The sequence below is a fragment of the Streptomyces sp. NPDC050164 genome, assembly GCF_044459945.1.
GTDB lineage: Bacteria > Actinomycetota > Actinomycetes > Streptomycetales > Streptomycetaceae > Streptomyces > Streptomyces coeruleorubidus_A.
Genome location: NZ_JBITJK010000037.1, coordinates 41,385 through 56,534, shown reverse-complemented (window position 1 = coordinate 56,534; position 15,150 = coordinate 41,385). Strand labels below are relative to the sequence as shown.

The following is a 15,150-nucleotide window of genomic DNA, read 5'->3' as shown; positions in this document are numbered from 1 at the left end:
AGGGAGTTGTCCGCACTGCACACACTGCCCTCCACAGACCTTCTTCATCCAGACCCGGGAACCTTCGCGATCATGAACTGCAGCGTGCTCACCCCTACACTGAGCTGCGTTTTCAAGATGATCGGAGTACGACATGCATCGTCGCCCTGCCGCTGTTCTCGTGGCGGCCGGCGTCCTCGCACTCGCCGGGTGCGCGCAGAACTTCGACCAGGGCCCCGAGGGCAAGGTCACCGAGAAGGTCAAGGACGGGAAGAAGTTCTACCTGGTGGTCGATCCGGCCAAGGCCGGCGGCGAGAAGAAGTTCAGGGTCAGCAAGTACGACTACCACGACTGCAACCGGGGCTCCAGGTACCCCAAGTGCGTCGACGACTGAGCGGTTTCGCCGCCCAGATCGTCCGGGGCGGTCATCACCATGGAGCCCCCCACAGGCCGCTACCCTCCTGTCAGCACCCCCGACGCGAGGAACGCCAGGATGGACGACGAACCGCTGAAGGACTGGGCGGACCGCCGCGACGCGAAGATCGGCCGCCTGCGCGCCATGCCGGTCGTCTCCGGCGACGGTCCCAGGGGGTCCCACCTGTACCCGGAGACCCCTCGGGCCATCGAGCGTTGGAACGGCCACGCGTGGGAGCCGTACGGCTTCGCCGCCGACTTGGACGAGACCAAGGCCATCCTCTACCCGGAGGCGAGCCGGCCTCCGTCTCCGGAACCGGTGTCGAAGCCCCTCGGTACCGGCACCGGCCAGCACCGCAAGCCTCCGGCGCCGAGGTAGTAGGAGGACCCGGGAGGCTCAAGTCCGCTCCCGCGCCCCGTAGATCGCGTGCTCCGCGCCGGTGGCCAGGGCCCAGTACCGGTCGCCGTACGACCAGTGCCACCACTCGGTCGGGTAGTTGACCAGGCCCGCGGCGGTCAGCGCGTCGCCGAGCAGCCGTCGGTTGTCGCGTGCCTGGGGCGGGATACGGGGGGCGTCCGTGTAGCAGGCGCCGTCGCTCTCCTCCGGGTTGGCGTTCACCCGCGTCCCCATGTCGAGTTCCGCCCCGTCGGCGGACATGAGGGTGAGGTCGACTGCCGCGCCGGCGCTGTGGGGAGCGATCTCGGGCGGCGACACGTAGCGGCTGGCGGCTTCACGCACCTGTTCCGCCGACCAGCCCGGATGGTCCGCCCGCAGTGCGTCGGAATACTGCTCGAAATAGCGGCGCTGGAGGGCGGGCGGCCGATATCCCTCGACGAACAGCAGCCGCACGCCGTCCGGCAGCAACTCCTGAGCCTTCAGAAGGCGGGCCAGAACACCCTCCCGCAGGTGCGCGAAGTCGCCCCTCCCGTCGTCCTTCCGCGAGTCGACGGCGATGGACTCCCGCGCCCTGACGTCGAGCAGCATTTCACCGCAGTCGGTCACGGGGACCGCAGCGATCCTGGGATCTGACATCAGCACGATCTCGGTCATGCCCTGATCATGACGCAGGGCCCGAGAACAACAAGGGCGAAGCGGGCCGGTGCCGTTGCGCGGAAGCCGGGGGCGGTCAGTGCTCTGCCCGGACGAAGACCGGCTTGAGGTGTTTCTCCGGCAGTGCGGCCGGCAGGTCCTCCCAGTCGATGACGTGGGAGACGACCCGTTCGGGGGCGACCTTGCCGGAGGCGGCGAGTTCGAGGGCGTCGGGGATGTGGGCGCGTACGTTGTCGCGGGCGATGCGCAGGGTGACGCCGGTGAGGTACATGTCCAGCAGGGGCAGCTCGCCGGGGCGGAAGTGGTTGCCCGCGCTCTCGCAGATCCCCTCCGGGGTGAGGCACTTGACGGCCAGGCCGAGCTGGTCGACGCGGCCGGTGGCCTCCACGGCGATATCGAAGCCCTGCGGGACCGCCTCCAGTGTCTCGGCCGTAGCGGCCCCGAACGCGCGGGCCAGTTCGCGGTGTTCGGGGGCGGGGTCGACGTAGAGCACCTCGGAGGCGCCGAGCGCGCGGGCGATGTCGCACACGTAGAGGCCGATGCTGCCGCGGGCGACGACCAGCACCCGTGCTCCGGGGCGGGCCTTGAGATGGGGCGCGACCAGGCGCCAGGCCAGGGACCAGTTGTCGCTGGCGGAGGCCATGGCGACCGGGTCGAGACCGGTGGCCAGGGGGACGAGCATGGCGTCGGCGTAGGGCACGCGGACCAGGTCGGAGAAGAGTCCGCCCCAGTTTCCGCCGATCGGGGCGCCGTACATCGCCATGTAGGGCACGGCGGTGCAGTGCGCGGTCAGCCCGGCCCGGCAGCGGTCGCAGCCGCCGCAGTTGACGGACCACGGGACGACCACGAGATCGCCGGGGGCGACGGTGGTGACGGAGTCGCCGGTTTCCATGATCCGGGCCACGCACTCGTGGCCGAGGGCGAAGGGCGGCTCGATGAAGCCGTGCCCGGCGAGGATCGAGGAGTCGACGTCACAGGGGGTGGCGGCCACCGGGGCGACGATCGCCTCACCGGCCGACTGGATCCTGGGGTCTGGTGCTTCTCGCCATTCGACGGTGCGCTTGGCGACGTAGGTCAGTTCACGCATCGGTGCGCTGCCCTTTCGCCAGTGCCACCAGATCGGCGTACCGGATGACGGAGCCGCCCGCGCCCCAGGTGCCGTCGGGCTGCTCGTGCACCAGCACCCACACCCGCAGCGTGTCGTCCGGGCCGAGGCCGACGGCGCCCAGGACGGTCTTCGTCGCCTCCTCGACCAGCCCCGCCTTGCGGCGCTCGGACAGGGCGCCCTGCGGGACGACGACCTCCACCAGGAAGCGCGGTTCGTCGTCCTCGGCGGTGGTCTGCGCGCCGTCGGGCAGTTCGACGAGGTAGCTCCACGCCTGGGCGCGGAAGAAGGCGGTGTCGGGTGCGCCCTCCCAGCGCAGCAGCACGGCGGCCAGGTCGCGTTGGACGGTCGTGCGTCCCTGATCGGTAAGAGCACCGGTCGGGACGGTCAGCCTGATCATCGGCATGGCAGCTCCTCGAATCGCCGACAGCCGCTGTCCGTCGACGGCCAGTGTCCGTCGACGGCCACTGTCTATGACGGTCGTTATAGCGAGAGGTCACGGTAGACTATGACGGCCGTTATAGCCAGAGGGGATGTGCACAGGTGGCCGAGCGAAGTGCGCCGTCGCGTGAGCGGATCGTGGCCGGGGCCGCCGACATGATCAGTCGGCGTGGTCTGAGCGCCACGAGCATCCGGGAGATGGCCAAGCACGCCAAGGCGCCGCTCGGCTCGACGTATCACTACTTCCCCGAGGGCAAGCAGCAACTGGCCACCGAAGCCGTCCGGTACACGGGCGAGTGGGTCGCCCGCAGCCTGCGCAAGGAGCTGGAGTCGGGGCCGGTCGAAGGGCTGCGGGCGTTCCTCGCGCTGTGGCGCAAGATCGTCGTCGAGAGCGACTTCCACGCCGGTTGCCCCGTGTTGGCCGTGGCCATCGAGGAGCCCCCGGCCGATGAGATCCCGCCCGCTGTGGCTGCCGCGGCAGAGGTGTTCGCCCAGTGGGAGGCCCTGCTGACCGCCTCACTGCGCGAGCACGGAACCGAGGAGGAACAGGCCGCTCAGCTCGCGACCCTCGTCGTGGCGGCCGTCGAGGGCACGGTCGCCATGTGCCGCGCCAAACGCAGCGCACAGCCGCTCGACGACACCGCCGAGCAGTTGCAGGCGCTCATCGCCGGCGCGATCAAGCACTGACACCCGCCAGGACGGACGGACCCGGGTCAGGCGCCGAGTGCGGCGCGGACGGCCTCGGCCTTCTCCTCGGTGAACACGCCGCTGTCCAGGAGGGAGAGGACGGACAGCACGCCGCCGCGCGATCCCCAGCTGCCCTCGTCGATCACCCGGAAGGTGACCCACCAGGCCGGTGACGGCTCGGGGAGGCCGCAGGCGTCGGCCATCGCGGCCAGGACGCGTTCGATGACCTCGGCCCGGACCTCCGCCCGCCAGTCACCGTCCATCACCGTCACGTTGATGACCATGACGTCGGTTTCCGGGCCGGTGTCCGCGAGGAGCCGTCCGCCGATGGCCATCATGTCGGCCGCACGCTCGACGAAGTGCACCTGGAACCCGACCCGTGCGGCCGGGGCGAACTGCCCGACCTCCGGCACGAGCACCGCGTCCGTCAGCGTCTCGGCCAGCTTCCGGCGCTGCTCCTGGCTCAGGCGGCCCTTCGGGGCGTTCACCGGGATGATCGTCATGACATCCTCCTATGACAGTCGTTATAGACGGCGGTCAGGCTACACCCGTCTATAACGACCGTCATAAACGGTCAGTCGGAGATGACGGCCGAGCGACGGATCCACTCGCTCCCGTGTGCCGCCTGGTGCATGAAGGCGGCGACATCCGCCCGGCTGATCGTCGGATTGCCCTTCATCGGCAGCCGGTCGCCCACGCGGTACGCCCCCCTGGCCGGGCCGTGGGTCAGCCTGGTCGGGTAGACCACGGTCCAGTCCAGCCCGCTGGAGCGGATGCTGTCGTCGGCGATCTCCTTGTTCGCGTAGATCGACCGCAGGAGCGTGCGGTAGATCACCTTCTGAGGGCCGCTCGCCCACGCGAGGGTGTGGCCGACCCCGAACGACGACAGCCACACCAGCCGGGAAACTCCCGTCTCCCCGGCCGCGGCGATCAAGGCCGCCGAGGAGCGCGTGAAGAGGTCGTCGGCCACCACCGAACTGCCTCTGCCGAGGGCGGCGATGACGGCGTCCTGACCGGCCAGGGCGGTGGAGACGTCGCGGCGGGAGGTCGCGTCCCCGGCGAGTACGGTGACCTGATCCGCCAGGTCGCCCAGCGCCGCCGGGTTACGGACCATGGCGGTGACCTGGTCACCCCAGCGCAGCGCCAGGTCGACGACAGGGCGACCGGTGGGGCCGGTCGCACCCAGGATCAACAGCTTCATGACAGGGGCTCTTTCGTCTACGGGAGCAGTTCGGGGCGGTGGCAGAGACCGATCCGGTTCACATCCAGCTCGCCACCGAGGCGGAATCTGTTGCTCATGGCCTTGAGCCTGCGCGGCCCGTGATCCACCGGCGAGCCCGTGGCACCTTGCTGCCACAGGCACAATGGACCCATGCCACAGGTCATGGAGCTCCGCGGGGATCTCGAACTGTGGGCGCGGCTCAAGCCCCTGGCGGAGTCGGACGACGCGGAATGGGTCAACGTGGCCCGCGACCTCGACACCTGGCCCGGTGTCCGGGAGGCTGCCCGTCGGCAGATGCGGCGCGGCCCGTCACCTAGAGCACGCAAGCTGTACAGTCCCGCCGCCCTCGCCGACGAGCGCGACCGGGAAGCGCTGGGTGAGATGGCCGCCCACGGCTTCCAGGTGCGGATCACGGCCACCCCGCTCGCGCAGGGAACCGTCATCATCGACCGGCGCACCATGATCCTCACTGGCCCGGTGCTCCCCGCCGAGGCCGCTCACGACCGGCGCACGTACACCATGAGCGCCGCCCCGGCCCTGGTCGGCGGAGCCTACGCGCTGTTTGAGGCCGCCTGGGAAAGCGCCGCCGACCTCGCCGCCTTCCTCGGTTCGGGCCGGCCCGCCATCGACGCCCAGACCAGCAGAGTCCTGCGCGCCCTCGGCTCCGGTGCCACCGACGCGGCGGCCGCGCGGCACTTGGGCATGTCCCTGCGCACCTATCGCCGCAGGGTCGCGGACCTGCTCGTCGCCCTCAACGCGGGTTCGCGCTTCCAGGCGGGAGTGCGGGCGGGGGAGTTGGGCCTGACCCGCCCCGAGGATCTTCCGTAGCCCGGCGCCGCAGCCAACTCTCCCTGACCCGAGGCGCGTTGGGCCCTGCCTGGGCATGATGTACGGGTGGTGGACTTGCCTTCGGACGCGGAGAACCGGGACGAGGTGGTGATCCTTGTGCACGGCACATTCGCCGGTGACAAGGACGGCAACGATTCCGGAAAACGATGGTGGCAGCGCGGCAGCGGTACGTGGAAATGGCTGGAGTGCAATCTTCCGGCAGGAACGAGCCTGCCGCAGAACGGCAGACTGTTCCACTGGAACGGCGCGAACACACAGTCGGCGCGGTTGTCCGCCTCCGTGGACCTGTTGGCGCTTCGTCATATGGGAAGCGCTTCTGACGAGTCACGTGCTTCAGCGCAAGGGCATGCTGGTCGATCATCTGCATTACGCGCTGGTACGTCGGGGAGTCCTCTCAAGTGAAAAGGGTGATCCCGCTACGGACAGGAAATTCCTGGCTGACGAGTATCAGGAATTGAGTTAAGAGCTGGAGCTCGACCACCTGCGGAGCTGGACGACGATCGGAACGCCGTTCCTGTGCCATCTGCCGGAAGGTGGTTGGGTTTTCAGAGGATGGCGCCACGCGAAATTCTCGTTGGCGGGCGCAGTGAGTGCCGAGGATGTCAAAGCGCTACGCTGGCCTGTATGGCTCGTCCTGACCGTTTTCGCTGTCAGTATGCTGTTGGGATTGGGTTTGGCGATCTCTCAGGCGGTCGGACCGATGGGGATTGTTATTTGGTGCGCATCTTCCTTGACGGCCATCAAGACAACGATCTCGGTTGTGGTGAAGAGGGAAGTCGCCCACTCGCTGACCACCCGTGCGAAGCTTGCCCGGTCTGCGTTCGCGCGCTTTTCCGGGCGGTGGCTGGGCCTCTACGCCACGACGGACGAGGCCATCACGGGGCTTCGGACGCTGTGTCCGCCCCAAGCCCCCGATTATGCACAACTGTGCCTGCCGCCCGAGCAGCGCACAGCCCCGAGGAAGGCGACTGGGACGGGACCCGACCTTCCCACGCTGCTGCGCCTGAACGCACCTCTCAAACACGTTGCGCTTGCTCCCGAGGTCTCGTTCGGGCACGGGTACTACTACGCCGGCTCCACGTTGACCGACAAGGTCTATGACGGGGTCAACAGATGGATCATGCCGAAGATCAACAGACTTCTGGCCCATCGTCTGCTGCGCACTGCCCAGGGGTGCGATATTCCGTATGTCGACCTCGTCTACGTCTCGCCTTGGCCGGTGCCCCTTGAGGCCGGCGTCGCCGGATTGCCGGACCGCATCGACAAGTCATTGGAAGAGGGAGCGGCGTCGCACGCCGGTCTGCTCGGTCTCGAGGTGCGCCAGCTGATCACCCGCGCAGCCATGAGCGGCACGCGGCTGCCCGCAGTTCTCGCAGATCATCGGCTGGACACTGCCGGAAGGTTCATGGTCCACACGTCCTACTTCGACAACCCCGAAATCCTGCACATGATCCGCTGCCACATCGCCGATTCATGTCAGTCTTCCCAGGCCGGTACCACCCGCGCGGCAATTCCCTCAGATACCCGAGAGTGGCTGCTGGAGGCTCGCGCACGTACAGCCACGAAGGCGGCACTGCACAGCCCTGAGGGCTGAGTTGCGCGTCGGAGTCGAGCTCAGCCAGGCACCGGATCTTCGGAGGCGGGCAGCGGTTCTGCGGTCTTCGGGACCAGCGCGCTCACCCCGCACATGACAAAGGCGGGGCCCGAAAGCCCCGCCCGAACCCCATGAAGCCCCAGCTCAGGGCCACACCAGGCAATAGGGCTGATGCCCCGCCTCATGCAACCGATGGCTGAAGTCCTGCCACTCGTGCAGCGATTGGAAGAGGTGGCGTGCTGACCTGGGGTTTTTGGCGGGATGTGCGTTGACCTGCGGGAACACCTCCCCGCAGTTCTCATCGGTCTACGCCGTTTCCCATGCTCATGTGCCCTGGATGTGCCCTGGACGTGCCTTCGGCCGGTCGGGACGCAGCCCCCCCCCGCCCACGCTGATCTGGAGGCTGGCCACGACGTCTTGTGCGGGATTTACCCCTCGCCATACTCGGTGGATGATCACGCCCCGTGCCTCGCATCAACGCGTGACGAACTCTACGGAACGGCAGCGAGCTGACTTGGACGCCTACGAGGACAGGGCGCGTCGTGGGCCGTGCTTCGTGTGTGCCTTTGTCTCGGGGCACCCCGACTACGGGCATCACACGGTCTTCGAGGACGAGGACTACGTCGCCTTCCTCGACCGGTGGCCCACCCTGGCCGGCAAGGTCCTGGTCGCGCCGAAGAGGCATGTCGAGCATGTCGTTCGTGATCTCGACCAAGAGGCGTACGTCCGGCTCATGCTCGTCGTTCGGGAGGTCGCCCTCGCGGTGGAGGACTGCGTGGGAGCCGAGCGGACGTACCTGTACTCGCTGGGGAGCCGGCAGGGCAACGCGCATCTGCACTGGCACATCGCCGGCCTGCCGCCGGACGTGCCCTATGAGCAGCAGCAGTTCCACGCCCTGGTGGCCGAAGGCGGTGTGCTGGCCATGAGCCCCGAGGAGTCCGTCGACATGGCCGCGCGTATCCGTGAACGCATCGCGGCCCGCGGCGGACTCCGGGTGCTGTGACCGGATCTCAAGTCCCGGGAGCCCGGATAGTCGACTGGGCGAAGAAGCAGCCGACTCGACGATCAGCACGGGCACCGATCGCCCCGGCCGTGATGAAGGCTGCTGCCTGACCGACATCCATCTCATCGCCGGCCCATCGTCCTCACGTCGATGACCGAAGCGAACTGTCCGCCAGGATGCGCTCCAAGGATCGGTGACCCATCCGACTCATGGCCGGGTTGCTTTCGACGTAGTACCAGACCAACCCCATCGCTTGAACGAAAGCCCACGCCTTGCCTCGCTCCCATTCAAGGTCGTCGCTGCCCAGGTGATCACGGAGCACCTGCCGCGGTCCGGCCTCGAGCAGATGCCATGCGCTCACGAGATCCAGAGAAGGGTCAGCCGGTCCGAAGCCGCCAACGTCGAGAATCCCCGCCAGACGGTCGGCGGACACGAGCACGTTGCCAGGAATCAGATCGCAATGGGCCATGACGTCCTCAGCCGCACTTCGCGGCAGATCGCGCAAAGTTGCCCATATACGGCGAAGCCGAGGAACGTCCAGGAGTTGCTCACTGTGCCTGAAACAGGTCTCCATCCAGGCGTCATGGGTTTGCAGGTCGCCTCCTCGGCCTGTACCGGCAAACGTGCGGCCACGCGTGTCGATAGCGCGCAGGTCGCCGATGAGATCGGCCAAGTCGTGGGCAAACGCCACCGATTCGCCGGGGTCCTCATCGGCGGCCACGATCCCGGGCAGCCACGTCTGCACAGACCACGGAAGCGGGTAGCCTGCGCCGGGTTCACCGAGCGCGACCGGCTCGGGCGTGGGGAAACGCGTGCGACCTGCCAGCATTTGAGCTGCTTCCGCCTCGGACTCCAGCCAGCGCCGGGTCGGCTCGACTTCTGCGGACTCCAGAGGGAATCGAGCTGCGAACCGGTCACCGATACGGAAGAGGGCGTTGACCGTACCCTGCGCAGCGATGCTCCTGACCGGCAGGCTCCGCCACTCAGGAAACTGCTGATCGACCAACGTGCGCACCGTCTCAGGCGACACCGTCAGCTGGTTGGCGTGCATCTTCACGGTGAAAAGCATCCGCGTCAGGTTCTCCAACTGCAACCTGTTTCTTGTCGCGCGACCTTGCCTGTCGGCAGCCCGGCACCAGCCACTTCACAGCCGTCGTCGCTGTCGTAGCCGCACTGTCGAGGCGTCGGGAATCGTGGTGCAGGTGGCCTGACTCCCGCCCGATTCAGGCTTGCTGCGCGACGTCCTCGGCCAGCTCGGCGAGGGTTCGCTCCGCCAGCGACCGCGCCTCCGGCGTGCTGTCGGCCCCGGCAAGGGTGATCGCCGCCTTCCAGGCCGCCCAACCCTGGGCGCGGTGCCAGGTGTCCTGGTCCAGACCGGCCGCGCGGACGAACAGCGGACGCGTCTCGCGGTCGAACATCGTCCACGCGGCCACCAGGTCGCAGGCAGGGTCCCCGACGGCGGAGCAGCCGAAGTCGATGACCGCCGAGAGCCGTCCCTCGCTCAGCAGCAGGTTTCCGGGCGCGATGTCGCCGTGCAGCCACACCGGTGCCTCGATCCACGAAGACTCCGTGGCGCGGCGGACGCACCGCTCGCCCACCTCCCGCACTTCGGGCGCGAGCCCGGCGAGAGCCAGGATGGCCTCGTCGGCGTAGACCGTGAATTCGGCGCCACGCGAGGAGTTGTGCGTCCCCGGCGGCGGGGCGTCCTGCGTCGGCGCGGCGCGCAGGGCCGTCAGGAACTCGCCCAGGGCCACCGCGACAGCGGCCAGATCGGCTTCCCCGGCACCGGCGCGGTTCAGCGTCTGCCCGGGGTACCAGGCGTACACCGACCACGGACCGTCGAACAGCGGGCCCGGCGCACCCTTGGCGACCGGCTTCGGGATCGGCAGTGGCAGCACCTCGGCGAGCACCGGCAGCCAGCGGTGCTCTTTCTCGACCTGGGCGTCGTAACCCCGCGCGCTGGGTATCCGGACCGCGAGGTCGGAGCCAAGGCGGAAGGTGCGGTTGTCCCAGCCCTGCGGCTCGACCGGGCAAAGCGGCAGCTCGGCCCACTGGGGGAACTGCTCGCGCACGAGCCGGCGCGCGAGGTCCAGGTCGGGCACCGGCCGCTCGGCGGTGGGCACGGAACTGTCCTGGCTGGGGCTCATGGCGGGATCTCCTGCGGAGGTATCGGTCACGTCGATCACTGGTCACGGGTCGAGTACCGGTCACGGTCGGTCAGCGGCCCCGGGACCGCTCCGGCCGGCCGGGCGAAGCGGGTGCCTTCGGCGGACGGGTCCCGCCGCACCGTAGCGGCTGAAGCGGGGGACGAGCCGCGTAAGGGATCCGGCGAGCATGATCACCCCAGCGCCCAGCCCGGCCACGGCGCCCACCCCGACCAGCGCCGCAGCGGGCACAGCCCCAGCCATCCCGACGGGCTCCACAATCCGGGGACGGCGGCGTCGTGCAGCCTGCCCCGCGCGTCCGGCGGGCACGCGTGGTTGAGTGCGGTGTACCACCACACGCCGTGCAGGGTGATGCCCACGCCCCCGACCACGGCCGCCGCGATGTCGGCGTCGACCAGCCGGACCGCGCCGAGGCCGTCCCACAGACGCAGCGCCGGCATCTGCTCCTCCGTATGCCGGTCGGGCCAGGTCAGCTTCAGCGCCGGCGGCTCGCCGTCTCGGCCGACCGGCACCACGAGGCTGTGGTAACCGTGCATGGGCTGCCCGTCGACCTCCAGGTTCCACCGGTCGCACCACTCGGCGCCGGTGTCCGGCAGGGCCGCCGGCCACCGGCGCCCCGCCTCGCCCTGGTGCTGCCGGCGGTCGAAGCCCCGAAGGGCCTCGGGCACCTCTACCGGCTTGCGTTGCTGTGGACCTCAGCAGTCACCGCATCTCCCTCACGATCACAACTGTGCGCGGCGAGAGGTTGCCGCGCTTTGGAAGGGCGGAAGAGCCAGGGCCCGTCCGGTGGGCGGGGAGGGCACCGGACAGGCCCTGGCTGTCTCAGGGGGTGGATCGGGGCGGGCAGTTGTCCGACGTTCTTTCCTGTGGTGGCTATGCCGAGAGCCAGGCTGCCTGGTCAGGTGCCAGCAGGTCGTCTTCTACGGGGCCGCTGGAGAGCAGGATCGAGGCGTGTTCGGGGAGTGGGTACGGCTCGGCGGAGAGGTTGACCACGCAGGTGAAGCCTTGGCCGCGACTGAAGGCGAGGACTCCCTCGGGGCTGTCCAGCCAGGTGAGGGTGCCGTCGCCGAGGGCGGGGTGTTCGCGGCGCAGGTGCAGGGCCGTGCGGTAGAGCTCCAGCATCGACGTCTTGTCGCCGGTCTGTGCCTGCACGGTGCGCTCGCCCCAGTTGGCGGGTTGGGGGAGCCAGGGGGCGGCGGAGGCGCCGTCGGGGCTGAAGCCGAAGGGGGTGGTCCGGCCGGACCAGGGGATCGGAACCCGGCAGCCGTCCCGGCCGCGGTCGGTGTGGGCGGAGCGTTCCCAGATGGGGTCCTGGAGGACGGATTCCGGGAGGTCCTCGACCTCGGGCAGGCCGAGTTCCTCACCCTGGTAGACGTAGGCGCCGCCGGGGAGGCCGAGCATCAGCAGGGCCGCCGCGCGGGCGCGGCGGGTGCCGAGGGCCGGGTCGGGGGGTCCGTCGGGTCGGTAGGGCTCGGTGGGTGACCAGCGTCTGACCGTCTTGCGGGCGTAGCGGCTGGCGTGGCGCATGACGTCGTGGTTGGAGAGCACCCAGGTGGCCGGCGCGTCGACCGCGCTGAGGAGAGTGAGCGAGTCGTCGATGACCGTACGTAGGTCCTTCGGATCCCAACTGGCCATCAGAAAATCGAAGTTGAAGGCGGTGTGCAGGCCGTCCCCGCGGACGTAGGCGGCGAGGCGCTCCGGGGTGTCCGTCCAGGCTTCCGCCACGAACGCCCGGTCGCCCCCGTACTCGTCGGCCAGCCGGCGCCAGGTCCGGAAGATGTCGTGGACCCCGTCGCGGTCCCAGTGCGGGTGTCCCGTGTCCTGGCGGGGTGGCAGGTCGGGCAGTTCGGGGTCCTTGATCAGGCCGTGCGCCACATCGATACGGAAGCCGTCCACGCCCCGGCTGAACCAGAACCGCAGGATCGACTCGAACTCCTCCCGCACTTCCGGGTGTTGCCAGTTGAGGTCGGGCTGTTCCGGAGCGAACAGGTGCAGGTACCACTCGCCGTCGGGCAGCCGGGTCCAGGCGGGGCCGCCGAAGACCGACACCCAGTTGTTGGGCGGCTGAGTGCCGTCGGGACCGCGGCCGGGGCGGAAGATGTAGCGCTCCCGCTCCGGAGTGCCGGGGCCGGCGGCCAGTGCCGCCTGGAACCAGGCGTGTTGGTCCGAGGTGTGGTTCGGGACGATGTCCGGGATGACGCGGATCCCGTACCCGTGTGCCTCCTCGATGAGCTGCTCGGCCTCGGCGACGGTGCCGAACAGCGGGTCGATCTCGCGGAAGTCGGCCACGTCGTAACCGTGGTCCGCCATCGGGGACTTGTACCAGGGGTTGATCCAGAGGGCGTCCACACCGAGCGACTTGAGGTACGGCAGACGGGAGCGGAGGCCGGCGATGTCGCCGACGCCGTCACCGTTGCCGTCGGCGAAGCTGCGGATATAGACCTGGTAGATGACGGCGCTGCGCCACCACGGTGCGGTGTTACCGGTTGTCGGCATGCGGTTGTGCACTCCTTCGGTGGGGGCGCGGTGCGGGTCGCTACGGGTTCGCCCGCCGCTACTCCTTGACGGCTCCGGCGTTGGCGCCCCGGACGAAGTAGCGCTGGAAGCAGAAGAACAGCACCGCCACCGGCAGCGTCGACAGCAGGGCCGCCGCCAGTTTCAGCGGGTACTGGGTGCCGCTGCCCAGGCCACCGGAGACGAACCGGGCCAGTCCGGTCGTCAGCGTCTCGTACTGGGCGGACTGGGTGGCGACCAGGAAGTGGGTGAACTCGTTCCAGGAGCCCTGGAACGACAGGATGGTCAGAGTGATCAGGGCGGGCCGGGCCATCGGCAGGACCACCGACCAGAAGGTGCGGAACACCCCGGCGCCGTCCACCCGCGCGGCTTCCTCCACTTCCCGCGGGATGGACTCGAAGAACTGCTTCATCATGAAGATGCCGCCCGCGCCCACCAGCATCGGCAGGATCATGCCGGTGTAGGTGTCGAAGAGCCCGAGGGTGTTGAGCACCAGGAACCGCGGGATCAGCAGGGCGATGCCGGGCACCGCCATCACGGCGATGACGAAGCCGAACAGCAGCGTGCGTCCCCGGAAGCGCAGCCGGGCCAGCGCGTACCCGGCCATGGAGTCGAACAGCACATGCCCGGCCGTGGCCACGACGGCGATGAACGTCGAGTTGCCCAGCCAGCGCAGGAAGGGGACGCCGTCCCCGTTCTGGCTCAGCCCGAACAGTCGCTGGTAGGAGGCGGTCGTCGGCGGGGACGGGATCAGTCCGAGGGGGTGGGCCGCCGCGTCCGGGTCCGTCTTGAACCCGGTAACGAGCTGGATGACGAACGGCATCAGATACAGCAGCCCGAGCCCCAGCACGAGCGTGTATCCAAGTATCCGCAGGTGCGTCGGGTGCCGTCCGAGCACGGGGCGTTCCTGGGCCCGGACGGCCGTGGCCTTGGCCTTCATCGGTTCCTCCCGAGACGGAGACGGATACGGGAGCTGGGCCGGGGGGCGCGCTCGCGCAGCGCCCAGCGCTGCAGCACGGTCATGGCCAGGATCAGGGCGAGCAGGATGAAGGCGATGGCCGCGCCCTGGCCGAAGTCGCCGTCACCGAAAGCCGCCGTGTAGGACAGGAAGGCGGGCGTCAGTGTCGTGTTGGCCGGGCCGCCCTGACTCACGACGTACACCTGGTCGAAGACCTGCCACGAGCCGATCATGCCGAGTGTGAGGACGAAGAAGAGTACGGGTCGCAGGGCGGGCAGCGTCACATGGCGCAGCAGCTGCAGACGGTTGACGCCTTCGATGGCGGCCGATTCCTCCAGTTCCCGGGGGACGTCCTGGAGGGCGGCCAGGAAGATCAGCATCAGGGTGCCGGACGTCGTCCACACGGCGAGCACGATGAGCGTGCACATCGCGACGGACGGCCCGGACAGCCACTCGAACCACGAAAGGCCCATGAAGGAGTGGTCGGCCAGGAATCCCGAGGGCCTGTCGGGGTCGACGATGCCGAGGGCGCCGAGCAGGAGTGAGAGCACGCCGCGCGAGTCGGCGAACCAGTTGGGTCCCTTGATCCCGGCCCAGGACAGCAGCGTGTTGACGGCGCCGCTGCCCTGGAACAGGAAGAGGAAGATGGTGGAGACGGCGATGGAGCTGGTGACCGACGGGAAGTAGAACGTGGTGCGCAGGGCGCCCCGGGCGCGCAGCAGCCGCTGGTTGACGATCATGGCCAGGCCCAGCGCGAGGCAGGTCTGGAGCGGCACGGTGAGCAGCACGTAGTAGGCGGTGTTGCGCAGCGAGGTCGTGAACAGCGTGCGGTCCAGGCCGTCCTCGGTGAGGAGTGCGCGGTAGTTGCCGAGGCCCACGAACGTCGCCTGGCCGCTGAACGGGTTGGACTGGCCGTCCCAGTTCAGCAGGCTCACCCAAGCCGCCATCAGGATCGGCAGCACCAGGAACAGGCCGAGGATGATCACCATGGGGCTGACGAACAGCCAGCCCCAGAGTCCTTCCCGGCGGCGCCCCGCGCGCGGGGCGAGGTGTGCGCGGGGCGCCGCGTGCGGACCGGTCCCACCGGGCGTGTCAGGTGTGCCCGGTGAGCCGGCCGTTCGGGGGTCCGCAGCTGCGGACGCCGGGGTGGCGGTGGGGGTGGCGCCGC

18 protein-coding genes are annotated in these 15,150 nt (G+C 69.1%); 7 read left to right on the top strand and 11 right to left on the bottom strand.

Annotation, left to right across the window (positions count from 1 at the left end):
* Window positions 1-133: 133 nt before the first annotated feature.
* Both ACIBNA_RS35265 and ACIBNA_RS35260 read left to right on the top strand, forming a co-directional pair.
* Window positions 134-373 (top strand): hypothetical protein, encoded by a 240-nt coding sequence (locus tag ACIBNA_RS35265; RefSeq protein ID WP_399169252.1) that lies wholly within the window; start codon window positions 134-136, stop codon window positions 371-373.
* A gap of 99 nt (window positions 374-472) precedes the next feature.
* Window positions 473-772, top strand: a complete 300-nt coding sequence (locus tag ACIBNA_RS35260) for a DUF6087 family protein (protein WP_399169251.1) — start codon at window positions 473-475, stop codon at window positions 770-772.
* 18 nt (window positions 773-790) lie between these two features.
* Here ACIBNA_RS35260 and ACIBNA_RS35255 read toward each other — a convergent pair whose 3' ends face one another.
* From ACIBNA_RS35255 to ACIBNA_RS35245, 3 genes are all read right to left on the bottom strand, one after another.
* A complete protein-coding gene (locus tag ACIBNA_RS35255) occupies window positions 791-1,444 on the bottom strand; it encodes a M15 family metallopeptidase (RefSeq protein WP_399169250.1) in 654 nt (217 codons plus the stop codon).
* A gap of 76 nt (window positions 1,445-1,520) precedes the next feature.
* Window positions 1,521-2,531: a zinc-binding dehydrogenase gene (locus ACIBNA_RS35250; RefSeq protein ID WP_399169249.1), complete on the bottom strand. Its 1,011-nt coding sequence runs from the start codon at window positions 2,529-2,531 to the stop codon at window positions 1,521-1,523.
* The gene (locus tag ACIBNA_RS35245; protein WP_399169248.1) at window positions 2,524-2,955 is read right to left on the bottom strand and encodes a 4-oxalocrotonate tautomerase family protein; all 432 of its coding nucleotides are present in this window, start codon (window positions 2,953-2,955) and stop codon (window positions 2,524-2,526) included. The genes ACIBNA_RS35250 and ACIBNA_RS35245 overlap by 8 nt, the downstream gene beginning before the upstream one ends.
* Window positions 2,956-3,092: 137 nt before the next feature.
* On the opposite strand from ACIBNA_RS35245, the gene ACIBNA_RS35240 reads away from it, so the two are divergent.
* Window positions 3,093-3,677, top strand: coding sequence for a TetR/AcrR family transcriptional regulator (locus tag ACIBNA_RS35240; protein WP_399169247.1), 585 nt, complete (start codon window positions 3,093-3,095; stop codon window positions 3,675-3,677).
* Between the two features lie 26 nt (window positions 3,678-3,703).
* Here the strand turns inward: ACIBNA_RS35240 and ACIBNA_RS35235 are convergent, their stop codons facing one another.
* Window positions 3,704-4,180, bottom strand: a complete 477-nt coding sequence (locus ACIBNA_RS35235) for a 4-oxalocrotonate tautomerase family protein (protein ID WP_399169246.1) — start codon at window positions 4,178-4,180, stop codon at window positions 3,704-3,706.
* A gap of 71 nt (window positions 4,181-4,251) precedes the next feature.
* Entirely contained in the window at window positions 4,252-4,878 is a 627-nt protein-coding gene (locus ACIBNA_RS35230) for an NAD(P)-dependent oxidoreductase (RefSeq protein WP_399169245.1), read from the bottom strand.
* Between the two features lie 171 nt (window positions 4,879-5,049).
* Here ACIBNA_RS35230 and ACIBNA_RS35225 point away from each other — a divergent pair, with 171 nt between their 5' ends.
* From ACIBNA_RS35225 to ACIBNA_RS35210, 4 genes are all read left to right on the top strand, one after another.
* The gene (locus ACIBNA_RS35225) at window positions 5,050-5,727 is read left to right on the top strand and encodes a helix-turn-helix transcriptional regulator (RefSeq protein ID WP_399169244.1); all 678 of its coding nucleotides are present in this window, start codon (window positions 5,050-5,052) and stop codon (window positions 5,725-5,727) included.
* 66 nt (window positions 5,728-5,793) lie between these two features.
* The gene (locus ACIBNA_RS35220; RefSeq protein ID WP_399169243.1) at window positions 5,794-6,150 is read left to right on the top strand and encodes a hypothetical protein; all 357 of its coding nucleotides are present in this window, start codon (window positions 5,794-5,796) and stop codon (window positions 6,148-6,150) included.
* Between the two features lie 328 nt (window positions 6,151-6,478).
* Window positions 6,479-7,342, top strand: coding sequence for a hypothetical protein (locus ACIBNA_RS35215; RefSeq protein WP_399169242.1), 864 nt, complete (start codon window positions 6,479-6,481; stop codon window positions 7,340-7,342).
* Between the two features lie 481 nt (window positions 7,343-7,823).
* Entirely contained in the window at window positions 7,824-8,345 is a 522-nt protein-coding gene (locus ACIBNA_RS35210; RefSeq protein ID WP_399169241.1) for an HIT family protein, read from the top strand.
* Between the two features lie 142 nt (window positions 8,346-8,487).
* Here the strand turns inward: ACIBNA_RS35210 and ACIBNA_RS35205 are convergent, their stop codons facing one another.
* The 6 genes from ACIBNA_RS35205 to ACIBNA_RS35180 form a co-directional block, all read right to left on the bottom strand.
* Entirely contained in the window at window positions 8,488-9,396 is a 909-nt protein-coding gene (locus ACIBNA_RS35205; RefSeq protein ID WP_399169300.1) for an aminoglycoside phosphotransferase family protein, read from the bottom strand.
* Between the two features lie 172 nt (window positions 9,397-9,568).
* Window positions 9,569-10,492 (bottom strand): aminoglycoside phosphotransferase family protein, encoded by a 924-nt coding sequence (locus ACIBNA_RS35200; protein ID WP_399169240.1) that lies wholly within the window; start codon window positions 10,490-10,492, stop codon window positions 9,569-9,571.
* 191 nt (window positions 10,493-10,683) lie between these two features.
* Window positions 10,684-11,178 carry an aminoglycoside phosphotransferase family protein gene (locus tag ACIBNA_RS35195; RefSeq protein ID WP_356925323.1) on the bottom strand — a complete coding sequence of 165 codons (495 nt, stop codon included), beginning with the start codon at window positions 11,176-11,178 and terminating at the stop codon, window positions 10,684-10,686.
* 205 nt (window positions 11,179-11,383) lie between these two features.
* The gene (locus ACIBNA_RS35190; RefSeq protein ID WP_356925322.1) at window positions 11,384-13,006 is read right to left on the bottom strand and encodes a glycoside hydrolase family 13 protein; all 1,623 of its coding nucleotides are present in this window, start codon (window positions 13,004-13,006) and stop codon (window positions 11,384-11,386) included.
* Window positions 13,007-13,064: 58 nt separating this feature from the next.
* Entirely contained in the window at window positions 13,065-13,964 is a 900-nt protein-coding gene (locus ACIBNA_RS35185; protein WP_149830125.1) for a carbohydrate ABC transporter permease, read from the bottom strand.
* The gene (locus ACIBNA_RS35180; RefSeq protein WP_149830145.1) at window positions 13,961-14,971 is read right to left on the bottom strand and encodes a carbohydrate ABC transporter permease; all 1,011 of its coding nucleotides are present in this window, start codon (window positions 14,969-14,971) and stop codon (window positions 13,961-13,963) included. Before ACIBNA_RS35180 ends, ACIBNA_RS35185 begins: the two co-directional genes overlap by 4 nt.
* Window positions 14,972-15,150 lie beyond the last annotated feature (179 nt).

Excerpts from the sequence above, each read along its gene's own strand:
- ACIBNA_RS35265 (WP_399169252.1), top strand. The coding sequence starts at position 134 with ATGCATCGTCGCCCTGCCGCTGTTCTCGTGGCGGCCGGCGTCCTCGCA.
- ACIBNA_RS35260 (WP_399169251.1), top strand. The coding sequence starts at position 473 with ATGGACGACGAACCGCTGAAGGACTGGGCGGACCGCCGCGACGCGAAG.
- ACIBNA_RS35255 (WP_399169250.1), bottom strand. The coding sequence starts at position 1,444 with ATGACCGAGATCGTGCTGATGTCAGATCCCAGGATCGCTGCGGTCCCC.
- ACIBNA_RS35250 (WP_399169249.1), bottom strand. The coding sequence starts at position 2,531 with ATGCGTGAACTGACCTACGTCGCCAAGCGCACCGTCGAATGGCGAGAA.
- ACIBNA_RS35245 (WP_399169248.1), bottom strand. The coding sequence starts at position 2,955 with ATGCCGATGATCAGGCTGACCGTCCCGACCGGTGCTCTTACCGATCAG.
- ACIBNA_RS35235 (WP_399169246.1), bottom strand. The coding sequence starts at position 4,180 with ATGACGATCATCCCGGTGAACGCCCCGAAGGGCCGCCTGAGCCAGGAG.
- ACIBNA_RS35230 (WP_399169245.1), bottom strand. The coding sequence starts at position 4,878 with ATGAAGCTGTTGATCCTGGGTGCGACCGGCCCCACCGGTCGCCCTGTC.
- ACIBNA_RS35225 (WP_399169244.1), top strand. The coding sequence starts at position 5,050 with ATGCCACAGGTCATGGAGCTCCGCGGGGATCTCGAACTGTGGGCGCGG.
- ACIBNA_RS35205 (WP_399169300.1), bottom strand. The coding sequence starts at position 9,396 with ATGCACGCCAACCAGCTGACGGTGTCGCCTGAGACGGTGCGCACGTTG.
- ACIBNA_RS35200 (WP_399169240.1), bottom strand. The coding sequence starts at position 10,492 with ATGAGCCCCAGCCAGGACAGTTCCGTGCCCACCGCCGAGCGGCCGGTG.
- ACIBNA_RS35190 (WP_356925322.1), bottom strand. The coding sequence starts at position 13,006 with ATGCCGACAACCGGTAACACCGCACCGTGGTGGCGCAGCGCCGTCATC.
- ACIBNA_RS35185 (WP_149830125.1), bottom strand. The coding sequence starts at position 13,964 with ATGAAGGCCAAGGCCACGGCCGTCCGGGCCCAGGAACGCCCCGTGCTC.
- ACIBNA_RS35180 (WP_149830145.1), bottom strand. The coding sequence starts at position 14,971 with ATGGTGATCATCCTCGGCCTGTTCCTGGTGCTGCCGATCCTGATGGCG.